The organism is uncultured Gardnerella sp. (assembly GCF_947280595.1).
In the GTDB taxonomy this organism is placed as follows: domain Bacteria; phylum Actinomycetota; class Actinomycetes; order Actinomycetales; family Bifidobacteriaceae; genus Bifidobacterium; species Bifidobacterium vaginale_A.
In genome coordinates, this window is the sequence record NZ_CAMYOS010000007.1 from 51,434 (window position 1) to 72,797 (window position 21,364).

Sequence of the window (21,364 nt, forward strand, 5' to 3'; positions counted from 1 at the left end):
CGCTTTTTTTTGTTTTATTTATCTGTCTAATTGTTTGTTGATAAGTTAAAAAATGATGTTATAGGCAAAATGGGGGTTATTTTGGGGGTTATTTCCCAAAATGGTCATAGGCAAAAAATTAAGCGATCACTAATTTAATTAGTAATCGCTTAATCGCTCAATTTAGTTAATTTAATTCATTTAGCTTATGAAGAAAATCAATCGGATTGCTTCCAAGATTCAACGTCAATATGATGTGCTGGATTTGCTTGCCAAGCTTTCCATGCAGACTCAACAATATCTTTAACGTTATACTGTGCGTGCCAATTCATCTCTTCGTTAATACGAGTTGGATTTCCAATCAATTGAGGAGGATCTCCAGCACGGCGTGGCAATACTGCTTCTTTGAATGGTAGTTTTGTCACTCTACGTACTTCTTCAACGATTTCGCGCACTGAAGTTCCAGTTCCTGTTCCAACGTTGAATGCGTCATACTTTCTTTCATCTAGATCCAAATATCTTAATGCAGCAATATGAGCATCTGCTAAATCTGAAACGTGAATGTAATCGCGAATGCAAGTTCCATCTGGCGTTGGATAGTCATCGCCAAAAATAGCAGGTGCTTTGCCGCGCTGCAATCGCTCTAAAAGCATAGGAATAAGATTCAAAACTGCAGGATCTTCTAGTTCAACTGGTCCGCATCCAGCTACGTTGAAGTAACGCAATGCGCAGAAGCGTATTCCATAAGGCTTTTCACAAGCGCGAGCCATCCATTCGCCAATGAGTTTGGTTTGTCCATATGGATTGATTGGGACCATAGGGGATACGTCTTCAGGAACTACCTCTACAGGTGGTTCACCATATGTTGCTGCTGAAGAAGAAAATACGAGTTTTTTAGCATCGCTATGGCGCATTCCTTCTAGAACGTTTAACATGCCATTGAGATTTTGCTCGTAGTACCAAAGTGGCTTTTCCATTGATTCGCCAACTTGTTTGCGTGCTGCAAAGTGTATTACTGCATCTACATGCTCACTACGCATGATTTCTGCAAGTCGCTCTCCTGAACCTTGGGCTGCAATGTCCATTCCGTAAAGTCGAGCACCTTCAATGCGTGTTGGTTTGCCGTAGCTTAAATCGTCCACAACGACGACTTCTTGCTTGGCTTTATGAAGTGCGTGTACAACGTGTGCGCCGATGTATCCGCATCCTCCTGTAACGAGAACAGTCATGATTGACCTTTCTAGATATGCTGATGAAACAAAAATGTTCGTTTTTGCTCACATCTGTTATGTTTTGCACTTTTAGTATACATCAATATGTAAAAATATTTTACATATTTTGTAATCTACAATAAAATACAAAAATGGCTAAACAGGTTTGAAGAATACGAGTCTGGATGATTATGAATAATGAAGATGCAGAACAAGAAAATAGTAGCATGATTTCAAAAGATCGTGCTGTGTTGTCTTTTGTTAGAAGATCTGCACGATTAGATGCTAGGTTGCAGCGCGCTAAAGATTCGTATTCTTCTAAATACTTACTAGATGTTTCTGAAGGTAATGGTTCTTTGCGCTTGACAAAGAATCTCATAATTGATCGAGAGTGGATTTCTAAAAATTGGGGGAATAGCAATCCACTTGTTGTAGAAATTGGCTCTGGTCAAGGCGAAAATATTGTTTCTGCAGCATCCGCTAATCCTAATACGAATTTTTTGGCGTTAGAAGTATATGATCCAGGTGTAGCGCATACTATGTTGCTTGCTTCTAAATGTGAAAGTTCGTGCGAATCTGAGTCTTCTAGCGAGTCTTCTAGTTCTTCTAGCGAGTCTTATAAATCATTAAAAGAATCTACTTATGATTCTTTTAACAATTCTTCTTATAACAATGAATCTAAAATCTCTAAAGGTCTAAAGAATTTAAGAATCGCACAAGTTAATGCTCCTGACTTTTTCAAGGCTTGTGATTCTAATGTGATTAGTGAAATATGGACTTTCTTTCCAGATCCTTGGCCGAAAATGAAGCATCATAAGCGTCGTATTGTTCAGAATGAACTAGCTCAAGATATTCACAAAGCATTATCAAAAGGCGGCTTTTGGAGGATTGCAACCGATATTGAAGATTATGCGTTGCATGTGCATGAAGTGATGGATAATAGGCTTGATTTTAAGAACATTGGACATAAATCTGTTAGTTTGCCAATTGAACATGTAGGTAAAGGTAATGCAGATGAAGCTGAGGCACTTCCTCATGCTGATTTTTGCGAATCGGAGAGATTTGAAGGTAGAGTTCTTACGAATTTTGAGCGTAAAGGACTAGAAGCATGTCGAGTAATTCATGATATTACTTATATGAGTATTTAAGCTCTTATGAGTGTTTAAGCTGCTATTATCGTTAAATGTGATAGTTGTTGAGATTACTGAGATTACTGAGATTTCTTATATTGCTGATATTGCTGAGATGTTGAGTAGGAAGTAAAGAATGCGTGTTATTTCTGGGCGATTCAAGTCTATGCCATTATCGTCTGCTAAATCGTGTACAAGACCTACTACAGATCGTGCGAAAGAGGCTATATTTTCACGTCTTGATGCATGGAATGTGCTTGAAAATGCTACTGTTCTCGATTTGTTTGCAGGAACAGGAGCTTTAGGTATTGAAGCATTATCTCGCGGAAGTTGCAAATTAGTATCTGTAGAAGCAAATTCTGCTGCTGCATCTCTTATTAGTAAAACAGCTAAACTACTACGCGAATCTGCGTTTTGGGATGATTGTCTTTCAATGAAAGTTGACAGTCGAAATGCAGAGCAATTTGTGAGGGATTATAAAGGGGAAGCGTTCCAGCTTATATTTATAGATCCTCCTTATGCTTATGAAACTTCTGATTGCGAAAAATTGTTACAGTGCATAATTGACAATGGAGTAGCAAGTGTTAAATCTGATACTTTAATTGTTCTTGAACGTAGCACAAGAAGTGTTTTGCCTAAGCTTCCTCAAGGATGGGAAATTTTTGACAATCGACATTACGGTGAAACTGCTGTGCTTTTTATACAATCTAGTAGTGTTGAATAAAAGAGTGTTCTAACAGTCGTTAATAAAAGCGCGTTTACGAAAGTGTTGAATAAAAGCGTTTTGTTCAAGTTATAGTAAATCTTAGTCGTTTAACTTACGTGGATGCTTTCCAGATACTTCCCACCCAAGATTTATAAGTGTTTTCCTGTCTGCTTTATCTAAAGAAGTGCAATCTAATTTCTCGATTAAATCTGGACGAATTGCGTCAGTTCTTTCTAAAGCTTCATCTCTTCTGAATCTATCGACTTTCGCATGATTTCCAGATGTAAGAACTTCAGGCACGCTTAACCCTCTCCATGTAGTTGGACGAGTGTATTGACGATGTTCTAGAAGCGCGTCATCTCCCGTGTAGGATTCTTCTACAATTGATTCAGGATTGCCCATAAAACCAGGCATTAAGCGAGTGATAGCTTCAACCATTACACTTACAGCTACTTCGCCTCCGTTAAGTACGTAATCGCCAATAGAATATTCGCGAACGTCTATTCCGCATGACTTGTAATAATCAGGAATTCTTGCATCGTAGCCTTCGTACCTTCCACATCCAAAAATCAAATGATTTGCTCTGCTTAATTCTGTTGCATTTACTTGATTAAAAAGTGGTGCGCAAGGATTTGGGAATATTAGTATAGGATAATTATTTTCTTTAATTGATGTATTAGTAAAGTTTTCATTAGTAATTTTATTAGATGTACTATTAGAGTTTTCATTAGTAATTTTACTAGAGGAATCATTTAAGCCTAATAACTCGTCTAAGCATTCAGACCATACTTCTGGTTTCATTACCATTCCAGCTCCGCCGCCAACAGGAGTATCGTCAACTGATTGATGAACATCATGCGTCCAATCGCGTAAGTTATATGCTTTTATGTTTAATAAGCCTTTATCTTGTGCTTTTCCGAGCAAGCTTAAATTGAGCATATTGAAATACTCTGGGAATACGGAAATAATGTCAATGTTCATCATAATTTGCTGTTTTAATTGAGCTTAAGAGTGCTTGTATTAGTTTGATTAGAATTTACGGAATTTGTGCTAATTGCTTTGTTCTAATTGTTTTGTGCTGAGTTTGTTCTTACGAGCTTGTGTTTAGTTTGTTCTTACGAGCTTTATATGTTGGACTCATTGTTTTGAGTGGTACAGCTATGCTTTTTATTTGAAGGATTTTATTGGATTATTTTCCATTAAAATCCGGGAATTAGTCCTCCAGGAGGGTTGATAGTTAAGTATTGATCCTTAATATCAATTTCTGGTACAAGCGCTTCAACAAACGGCACAAGAGCAGTTTTATTGTCTTCATCAATAGGATTAACAAGTCGAATTTTTAGCAAAGATTGCGCACCATCTAGAACATCTACAACTTTTCCTATAACTTGTTCAGGTTGCCCTAACTGGTTATTTTCGCATAATCTAGCTTCTAGTCCAACTAAATCCTTTATATACCAAGCGTTATGCTGTGCAAGATTTTCTGCGTTCTCAGCTGGAATATATAATTCCAACCCATTCAATGCTTCAGCGTCGTTCCTATTTAAGGATTCTTCAAATAGCAGAATCCATCTGTTTTTGAATGTTCTAGCATTTTCAACTACTAGTTCGCGCGATCCATCTTGAGTATATAGGTGAGTTCCTGGTTTAAATCTTTCATATGGTTCATCTGTGAAAACTTGTACAGTTACTTCACCTTTAAGACCTTGAGCCTTACCAATACGACAAACCCTCAGCAGGTTATTGTAATCCTGTTGAGGGTCGTCATATGCGCGTTGGTTTTCTGCCACGTTCAATCTCACTTATGTATGATTAAATCACTTACGTACATCCATAATATCAACTCGCACATTATGATCGCTTAACGCTTGCATAACAGTACGAATTGCATTAGCTGTACGTCCTGCGCGACCTATTACACGACCGATGTCTTCTGGGTTCACTCGAACTCGCAATAATTCACCGCGAGAATTTTCTAGTGAGCGTACAGAAACATCGTCTGGAAAGTCCACGATATTTTTAATGAGATGTTCCACAGCTTGAGCCAACATAACTACTCAGCCTTTTCCTCAGTATTGGCTTCTTCTGCTTCATTTGCAGCAGCTTCAATTGCAGCTTGAGCCTTAGCAGCTGCTTCAGACTTTGCAGCCTTAAGCTTTTGTGCTTCAGCTTCAACAGCTTCAACTCGAGCTTGCGCATCTGGGCCAGCTTCAGAAGTCTTTAATGTGCCTTCTGCACCTTCAAGACCTTTGAACTTCTGCCAGTCACCGGTAATCTTCAGAAGCTTTAATACTGGTTCGCTTGGTTGTGCGCCAACGCCAAGCCAGTACTGTGCGCGCTCAGAGTCAATCTGAATCAACGATGGCTGCTTATTTGGATCATATACGCCTATTTCTTCAATAGACTTGCCGTTACGCTTGTTGCGTGAATCGGAAATCACAATGCGGTAGTAGGCGTAGAATTTCTTGCCCAGTCGCTTAAGACGAATCTTGGTTGCCAAAATGGCTCTCCTTGTATCTAAAGTCGTGAAATTTCGTTAGGGTGTGGGGCACTCCTTACGAGAATTCACTATGTTCCTCACGTAGTTGTGAAGAGGGCTACAACATACGCAAATAACTTTTCTATTATGCATATCGGCTTGGACGATTTAACTTAAAACTTATGCAAGTAATATATGCCAAATGATCAGTGCCTTTCACAGCAATAGACTTATGTGATAGCGCATGAGATGAACAATTATGAGCGTTAAAAAGAATATGATCAAGTGTAAAATTCGGCCATCGTAGCCATGTAGGCCATGTGCGAAGTCTGCAGCCAAGTTCAATTGCGCTGTCTTTTAGACCAGATGACAATAATTTTCTAAAACTAGGATGATCAATTGTTGAGTTGAAATCGCCTGCAATAATAGTAATAACTTTGCTATTTTCTAATCTAAAAGTTTTTAGAATTTTAGAAAGTATTCTTATTCCTTCGCTCCACGATACGCATCCTCTCATAGGGGATTTTGGATGAGCAGATGCAAAATTTAATGTAATATCGTCAATTTTTGTTGTTACTAAAGGTACGTTTGACGCGTCAATATTTACTGTTTTGTCTAGTGTTCTTTGAGGAGAATATTTAGTAAAAATTGCGTTAAATCCGCCGTTGTCGTTTTCGCTTTCCTCGCCTAATTGTTGTGTTGAGAAGATATCTTCTATATGAAAATCATGTAATTTTTTTATGAGCTGCTTGTTCACTTCTTGCAATAGAAGTGTGTCAATATTATTTTCTTTTGCTATTTCAACTATTTGTTTTGCGTTTGCGCGACCATAACGACAATTTAACGTCATTATACGAATTTTTTTATTATAAGTTGATTCGTGATTATATGTATTTGATTTTGATTTAAAGAAGAAGTGAAAAATTTTTTTAATCTTTTTAAATACGTAAGGAGTATGTGAAGTAAAAGAAATAAGCAATATTATTATTGACGCTATACACTCATGCTTCATATTGAAAGCTGCGCTAATTATTGCTATTAGGAGCAACGGAATATACGAAAGTTGCAATAATGCAATCACGTATGGAAGTGGATTAAGTTTATCTGTGCCTGCTGGAATCCATCTAAGTAATTGCCATATAGCTAGTATTGCAAGTATTGCCCATGTTATTTGGCATAACAAGAGATGTGAGTCCATATTCCGCTGCTCCTGAATATTTTTGTTTTTCTATATGTTAAAAGGATTTATTGATCCTAGTTGTTCATAAATTTTTTTGCATTCAGGGCATACAGGATAATTTTCTGGATTTTGCTTAGGAACCCACACTTTTCCGCATAATGCTACGACTGGTCTTCCTGTAAGAAGTGATTTTTGTACTTGAAGTTTATCAACGTAGTGAGCGAAACGATCTGCATTTGAGCCATCGTCTAAACGTGCATCTTCTTTAGTATCTGGACGCTCTAGTATTGCAGTTGAAGTTCCAGATCCAGAATCTGGTGAAGACTCTGATTCACTCGAATTAAATACATTTGTTTTATATATTGATGACTTTAGATTTAAAGAGTCTGACTGTTCTTCATAAGACTGTTCTTCATAAGACTGTTCTGTGTAGGTCATGGTCTTCCTTTCTTAAAATATTTCAAGTAGATATATAAATCTAGTTTTACTTAAATTTTATTTAAAGATTGTGCTAAAGGTTTTATTTTTGCTCAAGATTTTATTTGTGTTAGAGGTTTTATTTAAAGCACATCAATTTCTGTAGGGATAGCAGGATCTCCTCGCATTAAGCTTTGAGCAGAGATTGGCAATCGGCTTAAAGCTTTAGAGCAATGCTCTTGAGCGTTCATAATTGCATCATGACCAATGTATTTGGTATTTTCTTTACCGTCTATCATATAGTCAACTAGCAAATTCTCCCAATTTTCTTTAGGTTTAAAGTTTTTAAGAGATTCTTCAGATCCAGAAATAATGTGCTCCGCGTCAGCTATACCATTTTTAGAAGTAGAAAAATCATAAGATCGATAAGCTAATTTACGACCTGGAACAGTTGCTTTGTTCTTAGACTTCTTAGCAACAGGATGCATAATTCCATTTTGTCCTTCGCGTTCAGTCAACTTGTAAACCATAGCGCAAGTTGGTGCGCCTGATCCTGTAACAAGCATTGTGCCAATTCCATAAGAATCAACTGGAGCATTTTGCAATGAAGCTAAAGCGTATTCGTCTAAATCATTTGTAACAGTTATTTTCGTTGTTGTTGCTCCTAATTTGTCAAGCTGTTTTCGCACACGCATTGCCAACTCGCCCAAATCTCCAGAATCAATACGAACTCCGCCTAATTGCGTTCCAGCAACTTCTACAGCAGTCTTTACAGCTTCTTCAATGTTATAAGTGTCAACAAGCAAAGTAGTTCCTGTGCCAAGAGTTGCAATCTGTGCTTTGAAAGCATCGCGTTCATTATCGTGAACTAAAGTAAAACAATGAGCTGCTGTTCCAATAGCTTTCAAATCGTAAATTTGAGCAGCTAACAAGTTTGCTGTTCCTTTGAATCCTCCAATAATTGCAGCTCTTGATGCAGCAATTGCTGAAAATTCGTTTGTTCGTCTTCCTCCCATATCCATGCAAGGTCTTCCAGCAGATGCGCAAACCATTCGTGCTGCTGCAGATGCAACAGCGCAATCATAATTCAATATAGAAAGAAGTAGTGTTTCTAGTAATGTACATTCACCGAAAGTGCCTTCAACTTGCAAAATTGGAGAATTAGGGAAGAACATTTCTCCTTCGCGATATCCTGAAATTTTTCCACTAAACTTGTAGTTTTCAAGCCAAGAAATAGTTTCTTTACTTACTATGTGACGATCTGAAAGGAATTTCAAATCTTCTTCACGAAGGTGGAAGTTCCTTAATTGCTCAAGTATGCGTCCAGTGCCTGCAACTACTCCATAGCGGCGTCCTTCAGGAAGATGTCTAGTAAAAATTTCAAATACGCATTTTCTATTAGCTGTGCCATCGTGCAATGCAGCATCAAGCATTGTATATTCATACATATCTGTCATAAGCGCAGATGAAAATTCAGACATAATGTTCCTTTCATAAAACTAATGAATCGTCAACTAACAAATGCAGTGCATTACTCGCGAACATTCTGTATAGCTAATGAATTTTTATGCTTTGAAATTATCATATATCTAAGTCTATGCACTCGCTTTTTAGTTATTTTTTGATTTCATATTATGGGCTTAAATATTCAGTATGAATGAACACTTATAATGGCAACTATGCTTAATAATATGGGACACAAATCTTTAACTAAAGCTGCATCTGGGATGCGACTTTATAACACTGCATCGCATACTGTTTCTGATTTTAAGCCAATAAAACCAGGCCATATAGGTATGTATGTGTGTGGAGCAACTGTACAAAGTTCGCCACATATTGGGCATATTCGTGCTGCAATTGCTTTTGATATAATTCGTCGTTGGATGATTCGCTTGGGTTATGACGTAACTTTTGTGAGAAATGTGACTGATATTGACGATAAAATCATGAAAAAATCCACTCAAGCTGGTCAGCGCTGGTGGGAACGCGCATATATTTACGAAAGAGAATTTAGCGAAGCTTATAACATGTTAGGAGTATTACCTCCTACAGTAGAGCCAAGAGCTACTGGTCATATTACAGATATGATTGAGCTTATTGAGCGTTTGATTGAGCGCGGACATGCTTATGTAATTAAAGATGAGTCTGGAAAGCCTACAGGAAATGTTTATTTCGATGTTCCAAGTTGGGAACATTATGGTGAACTTACGCATCAAAATCAGAATCAAGATAAAACTTTTGCAAGTGATTATGCATCTCAGGTTGCTGATGCTCTTGGTCCTAGCGTAGATAATATTTCAGAAGATAAATATAATCCTGTTGATGCTGCTGATATGTCTAAAGATAAACATGATTCTCGTGATTTTGCACTTTGGAAAGCTCCGTGCGATTTTGATCAAAGTGATGCTAAATGGTCAACTCCTTTTGGTGTAGGTAGACCGGGATGGCATATTGAATGCTCTGCAATGAGTCACAGATATCTTGGAGATGAGTTCGATATTCATGGTGGTGGTTTGGATTTAAGATTCCCTCATCATGAGAATGAGATGGCTCAAACAACTGCAGCGGGTTGGAAGAGTGCTAATGTTTGGATGCATTCTGCTTGGGTTACAGCTAAAGGCGAGAAAATGTCTAAATCTTTAGGCAATGGACTTTCTGTTCCGTCTGTTTTAGCAAATAATAGCTCTTGGGTTGTTAGATACGCTTTGGGTTCTGTGCAATATCGTGCGATGTTAGAGTGGTCTGATCAAGCGCTAGTTGAAGCTAAATCTGCATATGATCGCATTATGAATTTCTTAGAGCGTGCTGGTCGTGCTATTGGTGAACAACCTTCTCGTGAAGAGATTACGTCAATTAACGCAGATTTGTTACCAGAAGAGTTTACGCAATCTATGAATGATGATATTAACGTTTCAGGTGCTCAAGCGGCTATTTTTAGCACGATTCGAAAAGGTAATTCTTTGCTTAATAATATTTCAGGAAGCGGAGATGATTTTAAAGAATCTCTTAGAAATGTAGTTTTAAGCGTTCGCGCGATGCTTGATACTTTAGGATTAGATCCTTATGCTCAGCCATGGGTTTCTAATTTTTCTAAAAATGACACTTGTGAAAACAATAGCGCTGAGCATAATGCGCTATCTTCGCTTATTTGCTCTCAGCTTGAAGCGCGCGCAAAAGCTCGTAGCGTTAAAGATTTTGCAACTTCAGATGCTATTCGCGATTCTTTAAGTGCTGCTGGAGTTGTAATAGAAGATACTCCTCAAGGTTGCTCGTGGCATTTGTTGAATAAGTAATGATAGGATAAAGAGATTATGGCAATATTTAGTTCTTTAACAGACCGACTTTCTTCTGCATTTAAAAATTTGCGTAGCAAAGGCAAACTTTCTGATGCTGATATTGATGGTACTGTTCGTGAGATTCGTCGTGCATTACTTGATGCAGACGTTGCTCTTGAAGTAGTTAGATCTTTTACAGCTCGTGTTCGCGAACGTGCTCTTGGTGAGGAAGTTTCGCGCGCGCTAAATCCTGCACAACAAGTAGTTCGTATTGTAAATGATGAATTGACGCAAGTTCTCGGTTCTGGTGTTGATAGACCTTTGAATTTTGCAAAATATCCTCCTACTGTAATAATGCTTGCAGGTTTACAAGGTGCTGGTAAAACTACTTTGGCTGGAAAGCTTGGATATTGGCTTAAAGATTCTGGTCATACTCCTTTGCTTGTTGCAGCTGATTTACAACGTCCTAACGCTGTTACACAGTTGCAAGTAGTAGCAGAGCGTGCAGGAGTTGCAGTGTATGCTCCGCAAAAAGGTGTGCAAACTGGTGGAGATAATTTAGCTGCCCCTGGAGTAACTGTTGGAGATCCTGTTAAAGTTGCTAGTGACGCAATCGAATTTGCTCGAAATAAAATGTATGACACTGTGATCATTGATACGGCAGGTCGTTTGGGCGTAGATGATGCGTTAATGCAGCAAGCTCGTAATATTCGCGATGCTGTTAATCCTCAAGAAGTGCTTTTTGTTATTGATGCAATGATTGGCCAAGATGCTGTTCGTACAGCTCAAGCGTTCAATGAAGGTGTTGATTTTACTGGAGTTGTGCTTTCTAAGCTTGATGGCGATGCTCGTGGTGGAGCTGCATTATCTGTAGCGAGTGTTACAGGTAAGCCAATTTTGTTTGCTTCAACTGGTGAAAGTTTGAAGGATTTTGAAATCTTCCATCCTGATCGCATGGCATCTCGCATATTAGATATGGGAGATATTCTCACTCTTATAGAGCATGCGCAAAAGCAATTTGATGAGGAAGAAGCTCGTAAAGCTGCATCTAAGATTTCTGAAGGTACTTTTGGATTTGATGACTTTTTAGATCAACTTCAGCAAGTTAGAAAACTTGGATCTATGAAGCAATTGCTTTCAATGATTCCAGGCATGGCTCAGCATCGTAAAGAGCTTGAGCAATTTGATGATCGAGAAATAGATAAAACTGAGGCGATTATACGTTCTATGACTCCGTTTGAACGTAGGAATCCTAAGATTATTGATGGTTCTCGCCGTGCGCGTATTGCTGCAGGTTCTGGTTGTACTGTTAGCGCTGTTAATTCATTATTGCAACGTTTTGAGCAAGCAGCAAAGTTTATGAAGCGTATGGGTGCAGGTGCTCCAGGAATGGGTGGTATGCCTGGTTTTGGTGGGCCTAGCCAGAAATCAAAGCGTAAAGATAAGAAGAATTCTAAGAAGAAGGGCTCTAAGTCCGGTAATCCTATGCGCCGTGAAGCTGAACAAATTGCACTACGCGCGCGACTTAGTGGAGCTGGCTCGTATAATAATTCCGCAAATTCCTACGATAATAACAATGTGGATTCTGAGCCTAATATGATGAATGTTCCTTCAAGTCTAAAAGATTTGCTTTCGTCACAAGGGCAGAATAACTTATCTGATTTGCCTCAAATGCCTGATTTGCCGCCAAACTTAGGCGAAGGATTAGCTGGTCTTTTTGGATCGAAGTAAAAGATATTTAGTAGTGAGGTTCATTTTTATGATTTGGAATATTTTATCGCAATATGGCTTATTCTTACTGAAAGTTATAACTGCCTGTTTTGCTCTTGTGTGTATTTTAGCTTCGTTTAAAAAGTCAAGTAAATCTGATGATGACGATAAAAAAGAGATTACTATCGTCAATTTGAATGAAAAATATGATGATCAAAAAGATAAGCTTGAAGATGTTATGATCCTTAGTGGTTCTAAAGAAGAACGTAAGGCATTTAAAGAAGCAGAAAAACGAAAGAGAAAAGAGGAGAAGGAAAAGAAAAAGGAAGAGAAAGCAAAGTCTAAACAAGAAGCTAAGAATGCTTCTAAAACTTCTAATGATACTGATTTGGAAGTTAAAGATTCAGATGCAAATTCTTCTAAAAAGTCGCGTCTTTTCGTTCTAAAATTCTCTGGAAGTGTTAGCGCTAATGAAGTGAACGATTTGCGTGAAGAAATTACAGCTATGCTTTCTTTAGCTAAAGAAGGAGATGAAGCTTTACTTCAGCTTGAAAGCCCAGGGGGATCAGTAGATGGATACGGCTTGGGTGCATCGCAATTACAACGTATTCGAAATCATAATATTCCTCTTACTGTTGCAGTAGACAGAGTTGCAGCTAGTGGGGGATATATGATGGCTTGCATAGCAGATCGCATTGTTGCAGCGCCGTTTAGTGCTATTGGATCTATTGGAGTTGTTGCGCAAATTCCTAATGTTCACAGATTCTTGAAGAATCATGATGTTGATGTTGATGTTGTAACTGCTGGTAAATATAAGCGCACTATGACTGTTTTTGGAGAAAATACTGAAGAAGGAAAGCAAAAGTTCAAAGAAGAATTGAATGAAGTTCATCAATTGTTCAAAGATTTTGTGAGTACGCATCGTCCGCAAATAGATATCGATAAAATCGCAACAGGAGAGTATTGGTATGCTGCGCGCGCTATTGAGTTGAAACTGGTTGATGCTTTAGGAACTAGCGATGATTTAATAGTTGATGCTATGAAAGATAAAGATGTTTATCTTATAACTACTAAAAAGTCTAAGTCCTTAGTAGAAAAAGTTGGTTTGAGAGCTGAAGCTGCAGTAGAAAATATTATTACTAATGTGATATATAAGAATTCTACTAACGCACGTGTTATGTAATTAACATGTTTAGCTATATTTAGCTAGTTGGTTATATCTAGATAGCTAGTTATATTTAACTAGATTTAGTAATTTTTGTAAGTATTTCAAGAAGACTTATTAAGAGATTTTGAAGGTATAGTAATGGTCAATTCAGAAGAGTCTATGCGCGATGTTAGCGAATTTTCTGATTCTGATATTGTAAAAAATATATCTTCTAGTGATTCTTCTAGTAGTAATTCTTTAAGTAGTGATGCTTCTAGTAGTGATTCTTCTAGTGAGTCTTCTGATAAGTCTTCTAGTGATACTTCAAGTAACAATACTTTAAGTAGTTCTTCTATCGGGCGTTCTCGTAATTATTCTTATAAATTACGCTGGTTTACAGTAATAGTTTCTTTTATCTTAAGCATTTCCGTGGCTTTTTCGTATATTTTATTTGATATTTACGATATTATTCCAGGTCCGCTAACTATCAAATCCGTAAATCATGTAAATCCAATCGAACGAGAAGATAGTTTCTTAAGCGTTTCATCCGTTTCATCACAAGCTGAAGCTGGAAGTAGTATAGATAAGGATTCAGCACAATCTCTTATAAAATCTTTAGTTGAAGATGCCGGTGTTGGCAATGATGTTTCTGTTGTAATAGAAGACTTTCATGGTAATGTTGTTGCAACGCACAATCCAGACATACCTAGAGAGCCTGCTTCTACTCTTAAAACTCTAACTGCTGCTGTTGCGTCACACACATTAGATATGGGATCTACTTTAGACACATTCGTATATGCTCTTAACGCTAAAGCTTCGAAGATTGTGTTAAAAGGCAATGGAGATATGCTCTTAGGTGCAGGTGAAAACGATATCAACCATGTAAATGGCAGAGCTGGTTTAGCTACTCTAGCGAAGAATACTGCTATAGCTTTGAAGAATAGGGGAATTTCGTCTGTTCATCTTTCTGTTGATGATTCGTTATTTGGTGAAAAACGCTATCCACCTCTTGTTCATGAAAATAACGAAGGAAATTATTATTATGAGCCGACTTCATCTATGGCTATAGATTGTGGTCGTAAGCGTAATTTTAATTATTGGCTTAGCTTGGGTCATGATGCAGATGATTTAGATGATTACCCTCCTTTAGATCAAAATCAACCTAAAAAGGTAGCAGAAACTTTCGTTGATTTGTTATCAAAGCAAGGTATTAGCGTTGATTTTTCTGGTGAAATAAGTAAAAGCAAGTCTTTAATTACTGCGAATGCTTTTCCAATTGCGCATGTATCATCTGCAACTTTAAGCGAGATACTTGGATATATGCTTAGACGTTCTGACAATTCACTTGCAGAAGAATTTGGACGTTTAACAGCTTTAGCTAAAGGTGAAAGTAATTCTCCTGAAGGTGCTGTTAAAAGTGTTGTTGAAGGATTAAAAAAATTAGGTGTTAATACTGAAGGTTTGCATATGTCTGATTGTTCAGGACTTTCACCTAAGTCTTCATTGCGAGTGACTACTTTAGCTCAAGTGCAGTTACTTAATTTGAGAGCTGGAAAAGGTTCTGCTGCTGCACAAGGATTAGCTTTGCCTGGATTTATTGGTTCTGCTCGTAGATTGTTGAAAGATGAGTCTGCTCTTGGAATGATAAGAGTAAAAACTGGATCCTTAGATAAAGTTACTTCTTTGACTGGAAACGTAACTCGAAAAAAGGGTGGTACTCTTGTTTTTGCTGTTGTTGTAAATAATCCTAAGAGTCATGGAATGTCTTTTGCAGCAATTAGTAAATTTATGAGCGCTTTACCGAATTTATAAAGCGTAAAGTTTTAATTTATAAAGTGTAGCGTTTTATAATAAGAATATGGTTTATTCATCTCGTGTGCGTGCAGGAATTGGCGAAATTAGCCATTGTTTTGACGAATTAGATTTAACTGTTCAAGATAAACAATTTCTTCGCCATGGCTTTCATGCTCCGAAGTGTGATGCTCCATTGGTTCTTATAGCGTGTTCTGGCGGCAGGGATTCATTAGCTTTAGTTGCGTTAGCGTCAAAAGTTTGTGCAAGCAGAGGCTTGCGCTGTGGAGTTGTTATTGTTAATCATAATTTGCAAAGTTCTTCTGAAAAAGTTGCTATTGAAGCATCTAATCAATGTAAAAAATTGGGTATTAGCTCTGATTTAATTTATATCGAATCAATAAAAGTATTAGATAGCGGTATTGGTATAGAAGCTGCTGCTAGAGATGCTAGGTATGCTGCTATTATTCGCCGCGCTAAAATTTTAAATGCGTCAGTCGTATTATTAGCTCATACTGCTGATGATCAAGCTGAAACCGTTGTTATAGGTTTGCGCGATTCTTCAGGTTTGGAAGCGATTGCTGGTATGAATGCGATTATTTTTAGGGATGGTATTAGATTTGCTCGTCCACTTTTGCAAATTACTCGTGATGAAACTACAGGAATTTGTGAAGATTTTTCAATAAAGTGGTGGGATGATCCAACTAACGGCGATTGCGTACCTAAAAATCAAGAATTGCATAAGAATTACCCGTTGCGTTCTCGCGTAAGGCATACGCTTATTCCGTATATTTCTCATTTCTTTAATGCAAATATTGTTAATCTTTTATCTAGAGGTGCGAAGTTAGCGCAAGACGATTTAGAATATATTAATTCTCAAGTTGATGATGTTGTTTCTAAAGTTATGACAGTTAATTTTTATAGTTCTACTTTTAACGATTCTGACTCTAAGCATTGTGATAATTGCGCTTGTGATAATTGTGCTGATTGCGCTTGCGCTTGCGATTGTGATAACTGTGCTAGTGATAATTGCGCTAGTAGCATAACTTCGGATAATAAAAATATTGAGATTACTTTAGATGTTAAAACTTTAAAGGATTTCCATATATCTATTAGAAGACGTGTTATTGCTCGCGCACTTAGTCTTATGAATCTCAGATTTTCTTCTAGCCATATAACTTCTATAGATGAACTAATTAGTAATTGGCATGGTCAAAAGCCAGTTTCTTTACCTTGCAATGTCAAAGCGTGTCGCGTAGGCGTAAAAAACGCTTCAGTCATTCGTTTATGCAATTATAGGTAGCATGCAGATTTCAGATATACGCGATGACATTGACTATGAATTGATTAGTCATGATGACCTTATGAAGAGAATCCGTGAGGTTGCATCTCAAGTTAGTGAGGATTATAAGAATAGTAATCTTTTGCTAGTTGCTGTTCTTAAAGGAGCTGTGAACACGCTTGCTGTATTCTCGCAAGAATTGAGTATCAATGCATCTATGGATTTCATGAGTCTTTCAAGTTATGGTTCTGGTACTAAAACAAGTGGTAATATTACTGTCCGCGAAGATTTGAGTACTGATGTTGCAGGTCGCGATATTCTTATCGTTGAAGATATTGTAGATTCTGGTCGTACTCTAGATTGGTTGGTAAAAGAGCTTAAAAGTCGCGGTGCTGCAAGTGTTAAAGTATTCGCGTTGCTCACTAAGCCAGCTCGTCGTGAAGTAGATGTAGAGATAAATTATAAAGGTTTTGAAATTCCTGATGCGTTTGTTGTAGGTTTTGGAATGGATTACGATGAACGATACAGGAATTTGAATTCTATAGCTGTTTTAAAGCCATCAATATATGAGTCTTAATATATCAGTTAAGTAATTTGTATTTGAAAATATTATCTGAATTTATGTGTATTTAATGGAGTTTGAAAGGAGCCTGATTGTATGGGCGCTTCTCCTATGACACCGCGTGGTCCAATGGGAAATCCTCTTGGTGGAGGGGATAACAATAATCCATTTATGAATCCACGATCCCCTCGTAAAGACGGCAAAAAAGGGAATGATAATCGCGATAATCGTCAAGATAATGACGATTCTCGTAAGCCATTTTGGAAATCGCCTTGGACTTGGATTATACTTTTAGTTCTACTTTCCATAGTCGGTTTCCAGATGTTTGCGCATAATGGAGCGCAAAATATAGACACAAATGATGGTATATCTTTGTTGAAATCGCATAAGGCGAATTACGTAGAAATCATTGATAATAAGCAATTAGTTAAGCTTACGTTAAATGAAAACTTCCGTAAATTAGATACTCGAAGTAAGCAAAAGCGAGATTATGGTAAGGAAGTGCAATTCTACTACGTTTATGCTCAATCTAAAGATATTGTTAAGCAAGTTAAAGATGCTAAGCCTGTAAATGGTTGGAATGTGAACATTCAGCAGTCTGGTATTCTTTCTTACTTGTTTACTTCACTTTTGCCTATTTTCATTTTCCTCGGCATGATTTGGCTCTTGTTTAGCAAAATGGGAGGCAATGCAAGTAGTTTTCTTGGAATGGGTGGACCTCGCGGACGAGGAAAACTTATTGAAGGTAAAACTCCTAATACTAAGTTTTCTGATGTTGCAGGTGAACAGTCTGCAGTTGAAGAAGTTGAAGAGATTAAGGACTTCTTAAAAGATCCATCTCGTTATAAAGCTTTGGGTGCTAGGATTCCGAGAGGTGTGTTACTTTATGGCCCTCCAGGAACTGGTAAGACTTTGTTAGCTCGCGCTATAGCTGGCGAAGCAGGAGTACCGTTCTATGCTATGGCTGGTTCTGACTTTGTTGAGATGTTTGTTGGTCTTGGTGCTTCTCGTGTGCGTGAGCTTTTCGATGAAGCAAAGAAGAATGCTCCTGCAATTATTTTTATTGATGAGATTGATGCAGTTGGACGTCGTCGTGGTAGCGGTATGAATGGTGGACACGATGAACGTGAGCAAACTTTGAACCAGCTTCTCGTGGAAATGGATGGCTTCGATAATGATACGAATTTGATTATTATTGCAGCAACTAATCGTCCAGATGTTCTAGATCCTGCATTACTTCGACCGGGTCGTTTTGATCGTCAAGTTGCTGTAGAAGCGCCTGATTTGGAAGGACGTGAGGCAATTCTGAAGGTACATGCTAAAGGTAAGCCTTTTGTTCCAGATGTTGATTTGCACATGGTTGCTGTTCGTACTCCTGGTTTCACTGGTGCTGATTTAGCTAATGTACTTAACGAAGCTGCACTTTTGTGTGCTCGTTCTGGCGCTCAATTGATTGATAATCGCGCTATTGATGAAGCTATAGATCGTGTTCAAGCAGGACCTCGTAGAAGGTCAAAGGGAATGGCTCTAGATGAGTTACGAAATACTGCTTATCATGAAGGCGGTCACGCGCTTGTTGCTGCTGCATTGCATCATACTGATCCAGTCACAAAAGTGACGATTTTGCCTCGTGGGCGCGCTCTTGGATACACAGCTGTTATGCCTACTGCAGATCGCTATTCTGAATCTAGAAATGAATTGCTTGATCAAATGGCTTATGCTATGGGTGGTAGAACTGCTGAAGAAGTTGTATTCCATGATCCAACTACAGGAGCTTCTAACGATATTGAGAAAGCTACTGCAATTGCAAGGAAGATGGTAGTTGAGTACGGTTTTTCATCTAAGCTTGGTTCTGTAAAGTGGATGGATGCGGATGATGATTCTTCTGGTTCTCTTGATTCTTTGCAGCCTAGAAAGTTCTCAAATCGTACTGCTGAAGTAATAGATGAGGAAGTTCATAATCTTATTGAAACTGCTCATAGCGAAGCATGGGAGATTATCAATAATAATCGCGATGTGTTAGATGAGTTAGTTCGTCAATTGCTTGTAAAAGAAACTTTGAACGAGAAAGAGCTAAAAGAAATATTTAGTAATATTCGTAAAGCTCCTGAACGTGATTTGTGGCTTTCAAACGAGCAACGACCAGATTCTGATATTCCTCCTGTTGAAATTCCAGAAGTTTTGAAGCGTAATGTTTCTGATAAACAAAACGCTGATTAGTATTTCTAGTAGATAAGGTTATTTTGTAAATCATTGTAAATAAATATCTTTATAACTAAGTGAATATTTGGAAATAAAATCTTTTAAGTATTGTTGCTTAGTTATTTAAGTTGTATAAAGATATAAATAAATGATTATTATTAAGTAATCGCTCGAGAGTGAAAAAAGGGGGTCAATATGGATGCCATCAAATTTACAGGGATTAGGCCTAAAGGTGGGAACGTTCTTATTGGCCCCTATTGTATTACTGGAGTTGATGTAGCATTACGTCTTTTTCTTCATGCTGCTGTAAAAGGTGAAGTTTCTCAAACAATTGATATAGCTCAAGTTACTCAACGTCTTGCTAGAGATTTACGTGCGTGCGAGAGTGAAGATTATATTCTTAGCAATCCTTCTATTACTCTTGAGCTTGTAGCTGGTAGATTGATTGATTCCGCTTTGCGCTCATGGCAAGTCAATGAAGCTGAAATTACTGTTCATGCAGCTTTTCGCGCGAATAAAGAAAATGATAATACTGCTGAGAGTGATATAAAGGTTTGCGAAGTTAAAGAAAATAGTGATTCTAATCATGTTTCTTCTTCTCATGAGCCAGCTGAGTCTTCTAAGTCAACTGATTCTTCAAATGGTTTGAATGTTGAATTAGATGATATTTCTGTGACTCTTCGAAGAGTTGCAGATGATGTTGATAATTCTCTTGAAAATCCAATGAAATCTTTGTCTGCTCCTTCTTATCCTAATTATGATTTGAATTATGATGATTTCGACTATGACGATGAGAGATATATTCCTGACTCTTACAAACATTATGAAAATGATGATAGTAAAGAGTCTGATTTAAATAACAATCAAGATTCAAATAATAGCTTGAGCAAATCTTATGATGATTCAGGTGATGATTCAGAAGAAGATTCATTCGATAATTCAGTAGAAGATTCATTAAACGATAATGAAGATTCTCACGCTCGTCATGCAAATAAAAACGTATTTTCTTCTAAAAATGATGCTGAAAACTTAAGTGAAGATGATTATATTAACCTGGAAAATGGTGTTCCTTCACTAAAGAATTTAGGATTTACTAATCATAAATCATTCTTGTCATATGACTGCGAAGATGACACTAGGCTTGATGATTACTTTAGCGGTATGCAATATGACGATAATGTTGTAGATTGTGGAAGCGATGCTGTCAGTTATGAGTGTGAAGACACTGATTCGGAATATAAGCCTCGTCCTTCTCAATATTTCCCTATGAAAACTACTACGATTGTAGCTATGCGTGGTCCTGCTAAAGATGTTACTCGTTTAGCAATGTTCGATAGCATGGTAGCTTGTGAGCAAAGCAAAAAAGTAGTGATGCGAATTGACGGAATTTCCGCTCTTTATATTGTAAGTAGTGATTCTTCAGACGAATATTCTGCTGTATTTGTTGTTTCTTCAAATGTTGATGAATACGATACTATTCAACGATTGTTACAAATTTCTCGTGCTCATTCTAAAGATATACAAATTCATATTATTGGAATGCGTTTGTATAGTGCTCCAGAAAACTCTACTAAATCAGTTGATACAAGTATTTTGGAAGCTAAAGATGCAAGTATTGTTTTGTCTAAGCTTTCAGCTGCTGAGTTACTTCCATGGGATCAAGTTGAGAAAGATGCTTTTATTGATGGCAATCCTCTAGGGTATTTGATGGCGTTTACGCCTGATTCTTCTAATGTTGGTATTTATTCAGAACGTTGGATTATGGGGAATTGCTAATGAAAGCTTATCGTACTCCTTGGTGGTATTTTGTACTTGGTTGTATAGGCGGATTTGTGCTTGGTGCAATGTCTGTTTCTATGACTGAATCCAGTGCAATTATGGTTGCTGGAGCGCCATGGATTGTGATTCTAGTCATGATTATTTTAGGCATTACGACTTTTGTACTTGCTTGGCAAACTCATCAATATGCAACAGCGAAACCTGAAGATCGCAAGGTGCCGAATCATCGCAAATTCGTTATTGCACTCATGCTTTCTAAGTCATTGGGTATGGCGTGTGCAATTTTAATAGGCTGGTACATTGGGCAAATTGTTATGAGTGTTTCTCATAGTGAAGTTCCTATTTATGCATCTGTTGTTCGTGAATGTTCTATAGCAGCGTTAGTTTGCTTTATTGACATGATTATTGGAATTGTTGGTGAATGGTTGTGTCAATTACCGCCTGAAGATAAAAATGAGAGAACTGAGGATTCTCAGCGTGCGTCTGCTCCAGTCGCATAGTTTGACCTTAATTT

At 37.6% G+C, this 21,364-nt stretch carries 19 protein-coding genes; 11 read left to right on the forward strand and 8 right to left on the reverse strand.

What is annotated here, in order from left to right:
• Positions 1 to 197 precede the first annotated feature (197 nt).
• On the reverse strand, positions 198 to 1,208 hold the full coding sequence (gene galE / locus Q0X59_RS03455) for a UDP-glucose 4-epimerase GalE (protein WP_296156586.1): 1,011 nt from the start codon (positions 1,206 to 1,208) through the stop codon (positions 198 to 200).
• Positions 1,209 to 1,381: 173 nt separating this feature from the next.
• Here galE and Q0X59_RS03460 point away from each other — a divergent pair, with 173 nt between their 5' ends.
• Positions 1,382 to 2,338, forward strand: a complete 957-nt coding sequence (locus Q0X59_RS03460) for a tRNA (guanine-N7)-methyltransferase (protein WP_297643241.1) — start codon at positions 1,382 to 1,384, stop codon at positions 2,336 to 2,338.
• A gap of 118 nt (positions 2,339 to 2,456) precedes the next feature.
• On the forward strand, positions 2,457 to 3,044 hold the full coding sequence (gene rsmD / locus Q0X59_RS03465) for a 16S rRNA (guanine(966)-N(2))-methyltransferase RsmD (RefSeq protein ID WP_297643202.1): 588 nt from the start codon (positions 2,457 to 2,459) through the stop codon (positions 3,042 to 3,044).
• 81 nt (positions 3,045 to 3,125) lie between these two features.
• Here the strand turns inward: rsmD and trmD are convergent, their stop codons facing one another.
• The 7 genes from trmD to Q0X59_RS03500 form a co-directional block, all read right to left on the reverse strand.
• Positions 3,126 to 4,007 (reverse strand): tRNA (guanosine(37)-N1)-methyltransferase TrmD, encoded by an 882-nt coding sequence (gene trmD / locus Q0X59_RS03470; protein ID WP_297643243.1) that lies wholly within the window; start codon positions 4,005 to 4,007, stop codon positions 3,126 to 3,128.
• Positions 4,008 to 4,225: 218 nt separating this feature from the next.
• Positions 4,226 to 4,816: a ribosome maturation factor RimM gene (rimM, locus tag Q0X59_RS03475; RefSeq protein ID WP_075523028.1), complete on the reverse strand. Its 591-nt coding sequence runs from the start codon at positions 4,814 to 4,816 to the stop codon at positions 4,226 to 4,228.
• 27 nt (positions 4,817 to 4,843) lie between these two features.
• The gene (locus Q0X59_RS03480; RefSeq protein WP_296156591.1) at positions 4,844 to 5,077 is read right to left on the reverse strand and encodes an RNA-binding protein; all 234 of its coding nucleotides are present in this window, start codon (positions 5,075 to 5,077) and stop codon (positions 4,844 to 4,846) included.
• Positions 5,078 to 5,079: 2 nt separating this feature from the next.
• Positions 5,080 to 5,526 carry a 30S ribosomal protein S16 gene (rpsP, locus tag Q0X59_RS03485; RefSeq protein WP_075523030.1) on the reverse strand — a complete coding sequence of 149 codons (447 nt, stop codon included), beginning with the start codon at positions 5,524 to 5,526 and terminating at the stop codon, positions 5,080 to 5,082.
• Positions 5,527 to 5,650: 124 nt separating this feature from the next.
• Entirely contained in the window at positions 5,651 to 6,703 is a 1,053-nt protein-coding gene (locus Q0X59_RS03490) for an endonuclease/exonuclease/phosphatase family protein (RefSeq protein ID WP_297643205.1), read from the reverse strand.
• Between the two features lie 30 nt (positions 6,704 to 6,733).
• Positions 6,734 to 7,123 carry a DUF3039 domain-containing protein gene (locus Q0X59_RS03495; RefSeq protein ID WP_082266201.1) on the reverse strand — a complete coding sequence of 130 codons (390 nt, stop codon included), beginning with the start codon at positions 7,121 to 7,123 and terminating at the stop codon, positions 6,734 to 6,736.
• A 122-nt stretch (positions 7,124 to 7,245) separates the two neighbouring features.
• Positions 7,246 to 8,583, reverse strand: coding sequence for a nicotinate phosphoribosyltransferase (locus tag Q0X59_RS03500; protein WP_075523031.1), 1,338 nt, complete (start codon positions 8,581 to 8,583; stop codon positions 7,246 to 7,248).
• A gap of 198 nt (positions 8,584 to 8,781) precedes the next feature.
• On the opposite strand from Q0X59_RS03500, the gene cysS reads away from it, so the two are divergent.
• From cysS to Q0X59_RS03545, 9 genes are all read left to right on the forward strand, one after another.
• Positions 8,782 to 10,395, forward strand: coding sequence for a cysteine--tRNA ligase (cysS, locus tag Q0X59_RS03505; RefSeq protein ID WP_297643245.1), 1,614 nt, complete (start codon positions 8,782 to 8,784; stop codon positions 10,393 to 10,395).
• Positions 10,396 to 10,413: 18 nt separating this feature from the next.
• Positions 10,414 to 12,108, forward strand: a complete 1,695-nt coding sequence (ffh, locus tag Q0X59_RS03510) for a signal recognition particle protein (RefSeq protein ID WP_297643207.1) — start codon at positions 10,414 to 10,416, stop codon at positions 12,106 to 12,108.
• A gap of 28 nt (positions 12,109 to 12,136) precedes the next feature.
• Positions 12,137 to 13,270 carry a protease SohB gene (sohB, locus tag Q0X59_RS03515; protein WP_297643210.1) on the forward strand — a complete coding sequence of 378 codons (1,134 nt, stop codon included), beginning with the start codon at positions 12,137 to 12,139 and terminating at the stop codon, positions 13,268 to 13,270.
• Between the two features lie 123 nt (positions 13,271 to 13,393).
• Positions 13,394 to 15,046, forward strand: a complete 1,653-nt coding sequence (locus Q0X59_RS03520; RefSeq protein ID WP_297643212.1) for a D-alanyl-D-alanine carboxypeptidase — start codon at positions 13,394 to 13,396, stop codon at positions 15,044 to 15,046.
• A 46-nt stretch (positions 15,047 to 15,092) separates the two neighbouring features.
• A complete protein-coding gene (gene tilS, locus Q0X59_RS03525) occupies positions 15,093 to 16,328 on the forward strand; it encodes a tRNA lysidine(34) synthetase TilS (protein ID WP_075523034.1) in 1,236 nt (411 codons plus the stop codon).
• 1 nt (position 16,329) lies between these two features.
• On the forward strand, positions 16,330 to 16,884 hold the full coding sequence (gene hpt / locus Q0X59_RS03530) for a hypoxanthine phosphoribosyltransferase (protein WP_075523035.1): 555 nt from the start codon (positions 16,330 to 16,332) through the stop codon (positions 16,882 to 16,884).
• 81 nt (positions 16,885 to 16,965) lie between these two features.
• A complete protein-coding gene (ftsH, locus tag Q0X59_RS03535; protein ID WP_075523036.1) occupies positions 16,966 to 19,089 on the forward strand; it encodes an ATP-dependent zinc metalloprotease FtsH in 2,124 nt (707 codons plus the stop codon).
• A 177-nt stretch (positions 19,090 to 19,266) separates the two neighbouring features.
• Complete coding sequence (locus Q0X59_RS03540) at positions 19,267 to 20,847, forward strand: hypothetical protein (RefSeq protein ID WP_297643215.1); 1,581 nt, start codon at positions 19,267 to 19,269, stop codon at positions 20,845 to 20,847.
• A complete protein-coding gene (locus tag Q0X59_RS03545) occupies positions 20,847 to 21,350 on the forward strand; it encodes a DUF3180 domain-containing protein (RefSeq protein ID WP_075523038.1) in 504 nt (167 codons plus the stop codon). Before Q0X59_RS03540 ends, Q0X59_RS03545 begins: the two co-directional genes overlap by 1 nt.
• Positions 21,351 to 21,364 lie beyond the last annotated feature (14 nt).